This window comes from Pseudomonas sp. Ost2 (genome assembly GCF_018326065.1).
GTDB classification, from domain to species: domain Bacteria; phylum Pseudomonadota; class Gammaproteobacteria; order Pseudomonadales; family Pseudomonadaceae; genus Aquipseudomonas; species Aquipseudomonas gingeri.
This window is the reverse complement of the sequence record NZ_AP021904.1, coordinates 6,315,183-6,328,758: the sequence shown is the minus strand read 5'-3', so window position 1 is coordinate 6,328,758 and position 13,576 is coordinate 6,315,183. Positions and strand designations below refer to the sequence as shown.

Annotated in this window: 12 protein-coding genes; 9 read left to right on the top strand and 3 right to left on the bottom strand. The window is 57.0% G+C overall.

What is annotated here, in order from left to right:
* Positions 1 to 42: 42 nt before the first annotated feature.
* The 8 genes from KI243_RS27945 to KI243_RS27910 all read left to right on the top strand — a co-directional run bounded on the left by KI243_RS27945 (position 43) and on the right by KI243_RS27910 (position 10,435).
* On the top strand, positions 43 to 1,239 hold the full coding sequence (locus KI243_RS27945; protein WP_244861782.1) for a glycosyltransferase family 4 protein: 1,197 nt from the start codon (positions 43 to 45) through the stop codon (positions 1,237 to 1,239).
* Positions 1,240 to 1,242: 3 nt separating this feature from the next.
* Entirely contained in the window at positions 1,243 to 2,451 is a 1,209-nt protein-coding gene (locus KI243_RS27940) for a glycosyltransferase family 4 protein (protein WP_178989975.1), read from the top strand.
* A gap of 37 nt (positions 2,452 to 2,488) precedes the next feature.
* Positions 2,489 to 4,861 (top strand): hypothetical protein, encoded by a 2,373-nt coding sequence (locus KI243_RS27935; RefSeq protein ID WP_212810138.1) that lies wholly within the window; start codon positions 2,489 to 2,491, stop codon positions 4,859 to 4,861.
* 56 nt (positions 4,862 to 4,917) lie between these two features.
* Positions 4,918 to 6,324 (top strand): hypothetical protein, encoded by a 1,407-nt coding sequence (locus KI243_RS27930; RefSeq protein ID WP_212810137.1) that lies wholly within the window; start codon positions 4,918 to 4,920, stop codon positions 6,322 to 6,324.
* Between the two features lie 27 nt (positions 6,325 to 6,351).
* A complete protein-coding gene (locus tag KI243_RS27925) occupies positions 6,352 to 7,209 on the top strand; it encodes an SDR family oxidoreductase (RefSeq protein WP_212811255.1) in 858 nt (285 codons plus the stop codon).
* A gap of 125 nt (positions 7,210 to 7,334) precedes the next feature.
* On the top strand, positions 7,335 to 8,345 hold the full coding sequence (locus KI243_RS27920) for a polysaccharide biosynthesis protein (protein ID WP_177106481.1): 1,011 nt from the start codon (positions 7,335 to 7,337) through the stop codon (positions 8,343 to 8,345).
* Complete coding sequence (gene wecB, locus KI243_RS27915; protein ID WP_177127811.1) at positions 8,338 to 9,465, top strand: UDP-N-acetylglucosamine 2-epimerase (non-hydrolyzing); 1,128 nt, start codon at positions 8,338 to 8,340, stop codon at positions 9,463 to 9,465. The genes KI243_RS27920 and wecB overlap by 8 nt, the downstream gene beginning before the upstream one ends.
* 7 nt (positions 9,466 to 9,472) lie before the next feature.
* On the top strand, positions 9,473 to 10,435 hold the full coding sequence (locus tag KI243_RS27910) for an SDR family oxidoreductase (RefSeq protein WP_177127812.1): 963 nt from the start codon (positions 9,473 to 9,475) through the stop codon (positions 10,433 to 10,435).
* Between the two features lie 62 nt (positions 10,436 to 10,497).
* Here the strand turns inward: KI243_RS27910 and KI243_RS27905 are convergent, their stop codons facing one another.
* The 3 genes from KI243_RS27905 to KI243_RS27895 form a co-directional block, all read right to left on the bottom strand.
* A complete protein-coding gene (locus KI243_RS27905) occupies positions 10,498 to 11,799 on the bottom strand; it encodes an NAD(P)/FAD-dependent oxidoreductase (RefSeq protein ID WP_017123502.1) in 1,302 nt (433 codons plus the stop codon).
* A gap of 63 nt (positions 11,800 to 11,862) precedes the next feature.
* The gene (locus KI243_RS27900) at positions 11,863 to 12,036 is read right to left on the bottom strand and encodes a DUF3094 family protein (protein ID WP_017123503.1); all 174 of its coding nucleotides are present in this window, start codon (positions 12,034 to 12,036) and stop codon (positions 11,863 to 11,865) included.
* A 67-nt stretch (positions 12,037 to 12,103) separates the two neighbouring features.
* On the bottom strand, positions 12,104 to 12,733 hold the full coding sequence (locus KI243_RS27895) for a DUF1780 domain-containing protein (RefSeq protein ID WP_042934238.1): 630 nt from the start codon (positions 12,731 to 12,733) through the stop codon (positions 12,104 to 12,106).
* A 135-nt stretch (positions 12,734 to 12,868) separates the two neighbouring features.
* Between KI243_RS27895 and KI243_RS27890 the strand changes: the two genes are divergently transcribed.
* Positions 12,869 to 13,567: an energy-coupling factor ABC transporter permease gene (locus KI243_RS27890; RefSeq protein ID WP_017123505.1), complete on the top strand. Its 699-nt coding sequence runs from the start codon at positions 12,869 to 12,871 to the stop codon at positions 13,565 to 13,567.
* The last annotated feature ends 9 nt before the right edge of the window (positions 13,568 to 13,576 follow it).

The following is a 13,576-nucleotide window of genomic DNA, read 5'->3' as shown; positions in this document are numbered from 1 at the left end:
TTCGATAAGGCCTCTCGGCTCTGATCTGTTAAGGGTTTTCTCTTGAAAGTTTTGTTTTTGCACGGCACGGCAGCGTTTGGCGGTGCCTCAAAAAGCCTTATCGAGCTGTATGCCATGTTGCGAGGCGAGGGGGTGCACGGCACCGTGTTGACGCCCGCTGGACCTGTGTGCCCCTCCTTTGCCGAGGCAGGGTTGCAGGTAAGAGCGATCAGGGGGCTGAGTCAGTTCGATAATACTCGCTACGGTTACTACCGTAAGGTGCGCTGGATCATTCTGCTACGCGAATTGTTCTTGTTGCCGTTCTCGCTGCTCGGCTTATGGCGCTTGCGTTATGAGCCCTTCGATCTGATCCACATCAACGATGTCACCCTCTTGCCTCTGGGGGTTATTGCCAAGTGGATGTTGCGCGTGCCACTGGTGGTGCATGTGCGCTCATTGCAGCGCAAGCCGGGCACCGGCTTGCGTACTCGATGGATGAACGCTTTATTGCGTCGTTATGCCGGTGCTGTAGTGGCGATCGACCATACGGTCGCCGCTACGCTTGAGCCGAATTTACCGCTCAGCATCATCCATAACGGGCTCAAGGTCGCCGGGCAGGTTCCGGCGCCACAACCCAGGAGTGACGGTGAGGTAGTCAGAGTCGGTTTCCTGGGCGTGTTGATTCCTCTCAAAGGTATCTTCGAACTGGTCGAAGCGATGCGTATTCTCAAGGGGCGAGGTGTCCGCATCGAGTGTTTGGTCGCTGGCGAGAACGCGCGTCAACTCTCTGGCTTCAAAGCCTGGGTGCTCGGGAAGTTTGGCTTCGCGCGGGATATGTATGCCGAGCTTGAGACGTTGATCCGGCGCGAGAACCTGGAGGAACAGGTCAAGCTGCTTGGCTTCGTGAGTGATGTCCGCACGCTCTACCCGCAACTGGATATCCTTTGCTTCCCTTCGCACCTGGATGCAGCTGGCCGGCCGGTTTTCGAAGCAGCTTTCTATTCCGTTCCAAGTGTCGTGGCGGTGACCAATCCGGTGCCGGACGCCCTGGTGCATGAAGTCACTGGGCTGGCGGTGCCGACGCCAGATCCGACGCTGATCGCCGATGCGCTGCAGCGGATGGCCGAGTCTCCACTCTGGCGCCGCCAGTTGGGTATGCAAGCCAAAAGCTGGGCGGAGCATACATTCTCGATCGAGGCCAATGCTGCGCGCATGCTTGATCTGTACCGGCAGATTCTTTCATCACAGGCAAATCGTTGAGTCATGCGTATCCTGATGCTGTCCCAATACTTCTGGCCAGAAAGTTTCATCATCAACGATATCGTGCGGACCCTTGTCGAGCAGGGGCACGACGTCGTGGTTGCCACCGGCAAGCCCAACTATCCGGATGGTAACGTATTTGAAGGTTATTGCGCGGCAGGTACTCAGCGGGAGCGCTACGAGGGACATATCGACGTGCTGCGTGTGCCGCTGTGGCCGCGAGGAAAAGGAGGGGCGAAGAATCTGATTCTCAACTACCTCTCTTTTGTTTTCACTGGGTTGCTTTACCTGCCCTGGATGTTGCGCAAGCGCGAATTCGATACGGTCCTGGTTTTCGCGCCCTCGCCCGTTACCCAGGCGATTCCGGCGATTCTCCTCAAATGGCTAAAGAAGGCGCGTCTGGCACTCTGGGTGCAGGATCTGTGGCCGGAGAGCTTGTCTGCCACCGGATTCGTTCGCAATGAGCATTTGCTCAAGGTGGTGGGATGGATGGTCAAAGTGATTTATCGCCATTGCGATACACTGCTGGTGCAGTCCCGGGCTTTCGTCGAGCCGGTGGCCCGTTATGCTGCACGCGAGAAAATCCACTATTACCCAAATTCGATGAATGCGCGCGTGCGGTCGGTAGTTGCACTACCTCCGGAGCTGGATGCGCTACTTCAGCAAAAGTTTTGCGTGGTGTTTGCCGGTAATCTGGGCACTGCCCAAGCCCTCGATACAGTGGTGCAGGCGGCGGTGGAGTTGCGCGATGATCCGGATATCCGCCTTGTGCTGGTCGGCAGCGGGAGCCGGCTGGACTGGCTCAAATCACAGCAGCGGGAGTTGAGACTGGACAATCTGGTGTTGCCAGGGCGTTTTCCGATGGAGGCAATGCCGGCGATTTTCGAGCGTTCATCAGCACTGCTGGTGTCGCTCAATGACGAGGAAGCCTTCGCCCAGACTATTCCAAGCAAGATCCAAGCGTATCTCGCTGCGGGGCGACCAATCATCGCCTGTATGAACGGTGAGGGGGCTAGGGTGGTCTGTGAAGCGGGCGCGGGTCTGGCTTCGCCTGCCGAGCAGGTGTTGCCGTTGGTTGCCAACATTCGATGTATGAAGGCGCTGGGAACGGCCGAACGAGTGGTCATGGGAAGAGCGGGCAGGGCCTACTTCGATACCCATTTCGAGATGGATAGCCAAGTGATCCGTTTGGTTGAACTGTTGCAGCGCTGACGATGCAGGATGAGCCTGCCCGCCTAAGGAATCGATGATGCGTGTGGTGGTCTTTCCGGTTGCCTTCATGGCAAACACCTTCTCTATGATGGTGGTCATGATCGGCCTGAGTCTATTCGGAAAGCCCGCATTGGCAGCGGATCTCGGACTGATTCACGGCGCCACGGTGGCACTCTTCTACTCGTTTTCTGGCAATGCGCGCAGCCTGATTCTTTCCGAGTCCGGTACGGTCGATGCTCCCGGAATCCTTCGGCTGCGCTTGATCATGCTGCTGCCGTTGGGCGCGCTGGCGTGGATGTTGTGTGCCGGGGTTGTGGATAGTAGTTGGTTGGTGGTTCTTCTTCTGGTAGCTCGTCGCGCCACTGAATGGTTGGCGGAGATATTTCTCAGTGAGCAGGAGTTGCGTCATCAGGAGCGGGCAGCAATAAGCTTTCTGTTTATCCAGGGTGGCCTTACCCTGGCGCTGCTGCTTGTGTTGCTTAACGATGGCCCCCTGTCTACGCCCATGATTTTGCTTTGGGCTCTGTCACCATTGCTTGGATGCATGAGTTCCGGGCTTCGGATATGCACGTGGGGTAATGGCGTATCCCTGTTTTCGAGTATTCGTTTTTTATTGCCGCATTTCGGTTCGACAGCGGTTATCGGCGTGTCGGTATACGTGTTCCGCCTGTTCATCTTGCTGGTGGCGGGCAAGCAGGTGGCTGGCGATCTTTTTTCTGCCTTTGCCTTGGGAGGCATTCTCGGTGCGGTTTTCTCTCAGGCGTTGGGACCGACCATGGTTAGGCAGGAGCAACGCAAGGCGAGCCCGGGCCGCCTGCTCAAGATCTTCAACCTGATCCTTGTCGTCATGTTGCTGGTCGGTGTGGTAACGGTTGCCTGCGTGTGGAGCGTTCCGGATCTGCTGGACTGGACCCACAAGGATCGCCTGTTCTGGCTCGCTGTGGGCTGCTCCTTGGTGGGAGGCGTGGTGATGGTGCTGGCGCAGCGCATTCGACTGCGCATCATTCAGGATGAGGTCGGAGGTGACGTGTTCGGTTCGGACATGTTGTCGAATATTCTGCTGATATCGTGCATTCCCTTTCTGTTTTACGGGATTGGCATCAACGCATTGGTGCTGCTGTATTTGCTGGGTGCGCTTCTGTCCTGGGTGTTCTATGCCAGCGAACGTCATGGCCTGCTTTCCTGGCCCAATTCGGGCTTTTTCACGCAGAAAAATTTGCTGCTGCTGATCGCATTGGTAATATTTCTCCCGATATTTTTTCAGCTCCAAGGCGGCATTTTCGATGATCCTTCCAATAGCTTCAGCAGTGGCGGGGTTCTGACTTTGCTGCCGATCCCCCTCTCGGTACTGGTCTGTTACCCGGGAATGGTGTTGCTGGGGCGTTACTCGCGCGCACGCCTGGCGTTGTTGATTCTGTTTTTTGTCTTCATCGGCATGCTATTGAGCAGTCTTTTGCTTGGGCTGGATAACACCGGAGGCGGGAGGCAAAAGCTGATACTGCTGATCCAGTACGTCCTGCCGATGTTCGCTCTGGTCCTTGGACAGCAATTTGGTGTTCGCGAAGACGCACTGACGCAGGTTGCGAAGGGCGCGCTGCTCATCCTGCTGACGGTGCTGCCCCTGCAGTTGCTTGCGACTATGTCCTCGGGTGATGTGGTACTTTCGCCTTCTGTCTATTTCTTCAGTATCTATCAGCATCTGCAGTATGCTTCCGTATTGTTCGTTGCAGCGTTCGTGCTTGCGCTGTTTACGCTTTGGGGGCGTGCAGGTTTTGCAGGTTGGCTGCGCGCCTTGACCCTGCTGATGGGCTGCTACGTGGTTTTGTCCTGGTCATTGCTTGCAATGCTACTCTTCGTGCTGGGGATGTTCTGCTTCGTCGCGCAGCAATTTATGCGAAGACGACGCTTCGCATCCCTGCTGCTCGTACCGTTTTTGGCGGTGGCTGGGGCGTTGCTGGCGGTTTTGTATATTCGCTACGTGTCGCAGGTGGAAATTCTGGCGCCGCTGTCGGAGACGGCCAATCTTTCTATGCGGGTGCTAGAGGGGCAGGTCGGTTATCTGGAGCGCTGGATGTTTTATATTGACGGAATTGGTGCGAGTTGGACCAGTGTTCTGTTTGGGCATGCAGCGTCGCCCGATAGGGGGCTTTATCCGAGCGCACTGAACTACTACCTCGACTTTGCCTACAATTTTGGTGTGCTGGGGCTGTTGCCACTAATTGTGCTGGCGCTGTACAGCCTGGTGGCGGTGTGCCGACGATGGCGGGATTTTTGGATACACAGCCCGTATATGGGCTTGGTGTTGGTGGTCGTCTTTATGTTGGTGGTCGATAGTACATTCAAAGTTGGTCTGCGCCAGCCATACTCTGGTGTAATCATGTTTTTCTTATGGGGGTGTTGTTGGCGGTGATTTCTCTGCCTCGCGCGCGTTTTTCATCGATTAATGGACATGTTGTCTGAGGGGTTATGCGCTGGAATATTCTGATTAAAGGAGCGTGGTTGCTAATATTTGCAGGAATTTCGATTGTCGGAGCCTATGCATTGAGTAAATATCAGGGGAGTGCCTGGATCTATTTGCTTTTCACGGGGCTTTCCACTGTGGTGTTGTACTTTGGATTTGGTCGGGGTGTGATTTTTTTTGATTCTTTCATTGGTGTTTTGCTGTGGCTAGGTTTCTGGCTGAAATTTAGTGTGCATACGGCTTTTTCTCAAGGTCATTTCAATATTTCGGTGGGGGGCTTCAATGGGAGTGCTGACTCTTTGGATCAGGTGTTGTTGGTGGTTAGTTGCGCGTTAGCGGCAGTTTTGTTTGCGCGCTTTATTCGTCAGCGCTTCTTTTTTAGTTATCCTGATACGTTGCCTGATATCTCTTATACGGGCTTGTATGTCTTCTATCGGAAATATCGAGTCGCTCTACTGATAGCCTTTGTTCTGATGGTACTGGCCGTCTGTATTTCCAATGCATGGTTTGGTATTTATCAGCGGGGCTTGGTTGAACGGGTAAAACTGCCCTTTGGGCTCAACGGCGCTTATGCGTGGCTGTTGATGTTTGGTATGGCCTCTATTTCTGCAGTTATCTTGCGTTTCGAATTCGAGTTGAATAGAGAACGTTATTGGGTTGCTGTCGTCATCGCGCTCTCTGAAGTGGCAATGTCCAATGTCTCCTTGTGGAGCCGGGGCATGATTCTCAACGGATCTGCCTTGATGTATGGCGCTCTGGTACAATTTCGAAAACGAGAACCACGTTTACGCTTAAGGTTGGCGGGATTTTCGGTCGTGGTGTTCGGGCTTTTGTTTGTCGCGTCAGTGTTGTCTGTCAATTACTTCCGGGCCAATACCTTTTATGCCGGTTATACCCAATCCCAGCGTAATGGGGAGGTGATAGGACAGACCTCGACCCTGTTTCTTGATCGCTGGGTTGGTGTGGAAGGTGTGATGGCTGTGGTAGGGGCACCAGATAAAGGTTGGACGTTATTCAAGGAGGCGCTTTCGGAAAAGTTCGAAAAAAATGCCAACTCTTTCTATGACAAGAATTTTGTGGTGTCTTCCTACGACAACTCCCGCGGTGATGGGACACATTTCGTTTCTTTGCCGGGCTACATCGCATTTCTGTTCTATCCCGGGTCCTACCTTTTCTTGTTTTGCGCAGTATTGGCATTCTCGATGGTCGCTGCTTTTTTTGAGTATTTTGTGTACCGATTAGGTGGGAAAAATCTGGTGCTCTGTGCGTTGATCGCTCAGGTTATTGCTTTTCGTTATACCAGCTTTGGTTATGTGCCGTTGCAGAGCTATATGCTGTTCGGATCCATATTGTTGAATGTTTTGATTCTATTTTTGCTTGATAGATTTTTGCGTTTGTCCTACAAGACTTGAAACTTTTAAGAAGGTTTGCGATTCATGGTGCGGGTTTTGGTTCTTGGTGTTACCGGAATGCTCGGCAATGCTGTATTTCGTGTGTTTTCTGCCGATCCAGGCTATGAGGCCTGGGGCACGTTACGCAGTGCTGCAGCGATCCGGAGTTTTCCTGCTCCGGTGTCCGGGCGTCTGCTGAAAGGCATTGATGTGCTAGATCAGGATGCACTCGCGACGGTATTTTCCCGGGTCCGGCCAGACGTGGTGATCAACTGTGTCGGGCTGATCAAGCATTTGGCGGACGCAAAGGATCCGCTCACTGCTCTGCCGATCAATGCCATGCTGCCACACCGGTTGGCCCGGCTGTGTGAGTTGAGCGGTGCGCGTCTCATCCATGTAAGCACCGACTGCGTGTTTTCTGGACGAAAAGGTGGCTACCTGGAGTCCGATCCATCGGATGCTGAGGATCTGTATGGCAAGTCCAAGTACATTGGGGAGCTGCATGACTTGCCACATGCGATTACTCTGCGTACCTCGATCATTGGGCATGAACTGGACTCGAACCATGCGTTGGTTGATTGGTTCCTCTCCGAGCATGGCTCCGTAAAGGGATTTACCAAGGCAATCTTCTCTGGATTGCCCACGGTTGAGCTGGCGCGAGTTATGAAAGACTTCGTCATTCCGCACTCATCTCTCAGTGGCCTGTATCATGTCGCTGCCGAGCCGATCGCCAAGTTCGACTTGCTGGGGTTGATTGCCGCTGAGTACGGTAAGCAGATCGATATTCGACCTGATGATGCGCTGGTCATCGATCGCTCGCTGGACGGTTCTCGTTTTCGCCAAGCGACTGGCTACGTGGCACCGGCTTGGCCTGAGTTGATTCACGCCATGAGTGCGGATCGTTGAATATTGCGGGTTTGGGCTGCCGCTGGTGCCACCGCTAGACGTATTGTGTTTTTAATGGCCGACGGGCTGGATGGCCTTATCTTAAACTGTGCTTCATTGCGAAGCCCTATGATTCAGAAGGTTCTATGTTCGACGACAAGGTATTGATGATCACCGGTGGTACCGGTTCTTTCGGCCATACGGTCCTCAAGCGTTTTCTCAATACCGCTGTGCGCGAGATTCGCATCTTCAGTCGCGATGAGAAGAAGCAGGAAGACATGCGTATCGCGCTGGCCAATGACAAGGTCAAGTTCTACATCGGCGATGTACGCGATTACGACAGCCTGTCCCAGGCGATGGTCGGTGTGGATTACATCTTCCACGCCGCCGCCCTGAAGCAGGTCCCCTCCTGCGAGTTCTACCCGATGGAAGCGGTCCGTACCAACGTACTGGGCACCGAGAATGTGCTGAATGCCGCCATCGCCAGCGGGGTGCAGCGAGTAGTGGTGCTGAGCACCGACAAGGCGGTCTACCCGATCAATGCCATGGGTATTTCCAAGGCGATGGCCGAGAAGCTGATGGTTGCAAAGTCGCGCATGATCCCGGCCAAGGGGCCTGTTATCTGCGCTACTCGTTATGGCAACGTCATGGCCTCGCGGGGGTCGGTGATTCCATTGTTCGTCGATCAACTTCGCTCAGGTGAAGTGCTGACGGTCACCGATCCGGAAATGACTCGTTTCCTCATGTCTCTCGAAGACTCGGTCGATCTGGTTCTCCACGCTTTCGAACACGGCCAGCAGGGGGATCTGTTTGTCCAGAAAGCCCCAGCCTCCACTGTCGGCGACCTGGCCGAAGCGCTCAAGCAACTGTTCGGCAAGCGTAATGAGGTCAAGGTGATTGGTACTCGCCACGGTGAGAAACTCTATGAGTCGCTGGTTTCCCGTGAGGAAATGGCCAAGGCCGAGGACATGGGGCGCTACTATCGGATTCCGGCGGATAACCGTGACCTGAACTACAAGAAATACTTTGTCGAGGGTGAGCAGCGTATTTCCGAGCTGGACGACTACACCTCGCACAATACCGTTCGCCTGGACGTCCCGGGAATCAAGGAACTGTTGCTCAAGCTTGATTACATCAAGGAGCAACTCGATGCTTAAGGTCATGACGCTGGTCGGCACGCGTCCCGAACTGATCAAGATGAGCCGGGTCATCGCCGAGCTGGATCGCCAGGTCAATCACGTGCTGGTGCACTCCGGGCAGAATTACGACTACGAACTCAACCAGGTCTTTTTCGATGACCTGGATATCCGCAAGCCGGATCATTTCCTCGGTGCGGCCGGCGATACCGCTGCCAAAACCATCGCCGAAGTCATCGCCAAGTCCGATGAAATCTTCGAGCTGGAAAAACCCGATGCGTTGCTGTTGTACGGTGACACCAATACCTGCCTGGCGGTGATCGCCGCCAAGCGTCGCAAGATCCCGGTGTTCCATATGGAGGCGGGGAACCGCTGCTTCGACCAGCGAGTGCCTGAGGAACTGAACCGCAAGGTGCTGGATCACCTCAGCGATATCAACATGGTGCTGACCGAACATGCGCGTCGTTACCTGATCGCCGAGGGTATTCGTCCTGAAACCATCATCAAGACCGGCTCGCACATGCAGGAAGTCCTCGACTACTACATGCCCAAGATCAAGCAGTCCGATGTCCTGGCCCGCAGCGGCCTGGAGCAGGACAAGTTCTTCATTGTCAGCGCTCACCGCGAGGAGAACGTCGACACCCCGGATAATCTTCGGGACTTGCTGGACACCCTGCGGGCCCTGGCCGATCACTATGGCTTCCCGTTGATCGTTTCGACGCACCCGCGCACGCGCAAGCGCCTGGAGGCCTTGGGCGAATCGCTCGATCATCCGTTGATCCGCTTTGTCAAACCGTTCGGCCTGCTGGATTACATCAAGCTGCAGATGTCGGCATTCTGCGTGCTGTCCGACAGCGGTACGATTACCGAAGAGGCTTCGTTGCTGAACCTGCCGGCTGTCACGTTGCGCAATGCCCATGAGCGCCCTGAAGGCATGGATGAAGGTACGCTGATCATGAGCGGCTTGAAGCGTGATTCGGTGATGGACGCGGTGCGCGTGGTCACCAGTCAGCATTCCCGCGACGAACGCAAGGTGCCGTTGGTGCCGGATTATCAAGGTGGCCCGGTTTCCCTGCAGGTTGTCCGGGTGGTGCTGAGTTATACCGACTACATCAATCGCACCGTCTGGAACAAAGCCTGAACACACTATGACGCGAATCCTTCTGACAGGCGCCAGCGGTTTTGTTGGCGCGGCGGTCCAGGCCCGTCTGCTGGGTGACCCGTCCTTCACGCTGCGCTCTGCCTACCGGAAGTTGCCGGCGCAGCCGGTAGCGGGTGCTCACGTGTGCGAGGTTGCGGGCCTGGCCCCGGATACCGATTGGCAAGCGGCCCTGGAAGGCATCGAGGTGGTTGTTCACTGCGCCGCCCGCGTACATGTCATGAATGAGCTTGAGGCTGATCCGCTGGCTGCTTTCCGGAGAGCGAACGTGGAGGGGACCTTGCGTCTCGCAGAGCAGGCGGCAGAGGCAGGGGCCCGACGCTTCGTCTATCTGAGCTCCATCAAGGTCAACGGTGAAGGTACGTTGCCGCAGCGGCCTTATACGGCAGGTGACCAGCCGGCCCCGCAGGATCCCTACGGTGTTTCCAAATGGGAAGCCGAGCAGGGCTTGCAAGCCCTGGCGGCGCTTACCGGAATGGAGGTCGTGATCATTCGGCCCGTACTGGTCTATGGACCGGGGGTGAAGGCGAACTTCCGCAATATGATGAGCTGGTTGAGCAAGGGGATCCCCCTGCCGTTGGGCGCGATCAGCAACAAGCGCAGCCTGGTTGCCATAGACAACCTGGTCGATCTGATTGTGACGTGCATCCATCATCCGGCGGCTGCCGGCCAGGTTTTCCTGGTGAGCGACAATGAGGATCTGTCCACCAGCCAGCTGTTGCGGCGCATGGCGCAGGCACTGGGCCGCGGTGCCTGTCTGCTGCCGGTACCGATGTGGCTGTTGAGCGGTGTTGCGCGACTGCTTGGAAAAAAGGCTCTGTCCCAGCGCTTGTGTGGATCACTGGCGGTCGATATCGAGAAAACCAGGACACTGCTTGGGTGGTCGCCGCCACTCGGCGTGGATGCGGCTTTGGCGAAGGCCGCGAAAGACTTTCTGGCGCATCGAAAGTGATGGCCCTGGGGCTGTGATCGAGGTTCTGTGCCCCCACTCTGTTCGTGGGGGCACAGAGTCTGTCAGTGCAGTTTCAACCGCGGATCCGTCCCACGCCCGATCCGGCTCCCCAGCATCAGCATCAGGGTGCGGAAGGTGCCGTACAGTGCCATCTGGTGCATGCGGTACAACGACACGTAGAACATCCGCGCCAGCCAGCCCTCCAGCATCACGCTCCCCGTCAGGTTACCCATCAGGTTGCCGACGGCGGAGAATTTCGACAGCGAAATCAGCGAGCCGTAGTCGGTATAACGATACTCCGGCAAGGTCTTGCCTTCGATTCGCAGCTTCAGCGATTTGGCCAGCAATGACGCCTGTTGGTGCGCGGCCTGTGCCCGCGGCGGCACATTGCGGTCGCTACCGGGCTGCGGGCAGGCCGCGCAGTCGCCAAAGGCGAAGATGTTTTCGTCGCGGGTGGTCTGCAGGGTCGGCAGCACCTGGAGCTGGTTGATGCGGTTGGTCTCCAGGCCGTCGATATCCTTGAGGAAGCCTGGCGCGCGGATCCCGGCCGCCCAGACCTTGAGGCTCGCCGGAATGATCTGACCATCCGCGGTGACCAGGCTTTCGGCGGTCACTTCGCTGACCGAGGCGTTGGTCATGACCCGGACGCCGAGTTTCTCCAGGGTTTTATGCACAGGTCCGCCGATCCGCTCCGGCAGGGCGGGCAACACCCGTGGTCCGGCTTCGATCAGGGTGATATGCATGTTTTCCGGCTTGATCCGGTCCAGGCCATAGGCCGCCAGCTCATGGGCCGCGTTGTGCAGTTCGGCGGCGAGTTCCACGCCAGTGGCGCCGGCGCCGACGATGGCCACGCTGATCATCTGCTCGGGCGCATCGATGTTCCCGGCATGGGCGCGCAGGTAGTGATTGAGCAGTTGCTGGTGGAAGCGCTCGGCCTGCTTGCGGGTGTCGAGGAACAGGCAATGCTGGGCGGCGCCCTGGGTGCCGAAGTCGTTGGTGGTGCTGCCGACGGAGATCACCAGCGAGTCATAGGCCAGTTCGCGGGCCGGTAGCAGTTCCACGCCGTTTTCATCATAGGTCGCGGCCAGCTGAATTTTTTTTCCGGCGCGATCGAGCCCACTCATGCGCCCGAGCTGGAACTCGAAGTGGTTCCACTTCGCCTGGGCGACATAATTGAGTTCGTCTTCCGAAGAGTTCAGGGAACCGGCGGCTACTTCATGCAGCAACGGTTTCCAGATGTGCGTCAGGTTCGCGTCGACCAGCACGATGCTGGCCGTGCCGCGCTTACCCAGGGTCTTGCCCAGGCGGGTCGCCAACTCCAGGCCGCCGGCGCCGCCGCCAACGATCACGATACGATGGTTCATGGGGATATCTCGCAAGGCTAAAGGAAATCTGTGCTTGCGTTATCCGGGCGAGCGCGAGGCAGCTCATAGCGCCAGATAACTCAGGAGGCGGCTCAACAGACCCAGGCCGATCACCACGACCAGCACCACCACCAGGAGCATCCACGGCCGGAAGGGCCGGCGCTCGACTTGGTGCTGGGAAAGCTGCAGGTACTGTTCGACATGCTTCTGGTCGTCCGGGTTCAGGCGGCTGCTCATGAAAGGCCTCGTCAGGTAGACGTAACTGGATAGGTAAACGCTACAGGATAGGAGCTTACACCATGGCTCACAGACTGATGCCGACATCGAAGACAATACTGCGTCCCAGGTTGCCGCGCAGGAAGTCCGGGGCGTCGGGATGGGCGAACAGAACCCGGGCGAAAGTCGGGCCCACCAGCGACAGCGAACGCCAGCCCTGGCGCAGGTATTCGGTGGGTGGTGGGAAGTGGCTGTTGAGGTCCAGCACTTCGCGTTTCAGGCTGGCGAAGGCGATGATGTCCAGCTCGCCGAGGTCCAGGCCGCGCTCCTTGTAGTTGTGGGCTTTCTTGCGCAGGGTCGGTGCCAGGCGTTGCAGCAGCTCCGAGGCGGGGATGCGCTTGGGCCTGGCCTCGCGGCGTACCAGTTGGCTCAGGGAAAACGCGCTGCGTCGGCGCTGCAGTTCTTCGCGCCATTCATCGTTGAGGCGGCGGCCTTCGTCGAGGACGAAAAACACTTCGAAGCACGCATCGCGAAACAGCACGTCCGGTGGTTCCTGGCCGGCGGGGTGGAAGTCTTCGTTACGGTAAGGCACGTTCAGCCCTTGCAGGAGGCGCTGGCAGACCCAACGCTCACGCTCCCATTTGCGGGCATTGGAAAGAAACGTGTTGGCTTGCTCGGCCTGGATGGTCAGCAAGCGTAAGAAGTCTGAGTCGTCCATGGCCCAAGCTTAGCGTCGAAACCATGACCGCTGGAAGTGGTGTACGGATTTTGTCGGGGCGGGCTGTCGCGAGGCTCGGTGTAGACTGTAGGACCTATGCGGACAGGGAGTTCCGGGTGTGACGGAGAGGTCCTTATGATCGGCGCGCAATTGCTGTCGCCCGAGAGCCTGATCATCGGCTGGCTGGTTTATCTGCCGGTGCTGCTGTGGGCGATCTGGCGTTCGCCCTGGGTCGAGTTGTTTACCGACAGTCGGCGCCAGCACCTGCTGTTCGGCACGGTATTCGCGTTGTTCCTGCTCTGGCTGGTGCGACGGGATTTCGATACGGGAGTGTCCTACCACTTTATCGGCCTGACCGCGGTCACCCTGTTGCTGGACTGGCCGCTGGCGATCGTCGGTGGGTTGGTGGCGCAACTCGGCCTGGTGCTGCTCGGACGCCAGGACCTCGCCGCGTTGGGAGTCAATGGCGCGCTGCTGATCCTGCTGCCGGTGCTGGTGACCGAGGTGTGCGCGATGGTCGTGGAGCGCGCACAACCGAAAAATCCCTTTGTGTATATCTTCTGCTCCGGGTTTTTCGCCGCCGCCCTGGCGGCACTCCTGTGTCTGCTGGCGAGTCTGGCGCTGTTGTGGTTCGACGGGCGTTTTGCGATGCCGGAGTGGCTGGAGGATTTTATTGGCTACCTCTGGCTGATCATTTTTCCCGAGGCGTTTATCAACGGCATGGTGATCAGTGCGTTGGTGGTGTTCTGTCCTGAATGGCTGGAAACCTTCAACCGCACACGTTATCTGTCGGCGCCCTGGAAGGACAACGAACCGCCCGGTGGCTCTCGTTGACCGGCAGCG

Excerpts from the sequence above, each read along its gene's own strand:
- KI243_RS27940 (WP_178989975.1), top strand. The coding sequence starts at position 1,243 with ATGCGTATCCTGATGCTGTCCCAATACTTCTGGCCAGAAAGTTTCATC.
- KI243_RS27935 (WP_212810138.1), top strand. The coding sequence starts at position 2,489 with ATGCGTGTGGTGGTCTTTCCGGTTGCCTTCATGGCAAACACCTTCTCT.
- KI243_RS27930 (WP_212810137.1), top strand. The coding sequence starts at position 4,918 with ATGCGCTGGAATATTCTGATTAAAGGAGCGTGGTTGCTAATATTTGCA.
- KI243_RS27920 (WP_177106481.1), top strand. The coding sequence starts at position 7,335 with ATGTTCGACGACAAGGTATTGATGATCACCGGTGGTACCGGTTCTTTC.
- wecB (WP_177127811.1), top strand. The coding sequence starts at position 8,338 with ATGCTTAAGGTCATGACGCTGGTCGGCACGCGTCCCGAACTGATCAAG.
- KI243_RS27910 (WP_177127812.1), top strand. The coding sequence starts at position 9,473 with ATGACGCGAATCCTTCTGACAGGCGCCAGCGGTTTTGTTGGCGCGGCG.
- KI243_RS27905 (WP_017123502.1), bottom strand. The coding sequence starts at position 11,799 with ATGAACCATCGTATCGTGATCGTTGGCGGCGGCGCCGGCGGCCTGGAG.
- KI243_RS27900 (WP_017123503.1), bottom strand. The coding sequence starts at position 12,036 with ATGAGCAGCCGCCTGAACCCGGACGACCAGAAGCATGTCGAACAGTAC.
- KI243_RS27895 (WP_042934238.1), bottom strand. The coding sequence starts at position 12,733 with ATGGACGACTCAGACTTCTTACGCTTGCTGACCATCCAGGCCGAGCAA.
- KI243_RS27890 (WP_017123505.1), top strand. The coding sequence starts at position 12,869 with ATGATCGGCGCGCAATTGCTGTCGCCCGAGAGCCTGATCATCGGCTGG.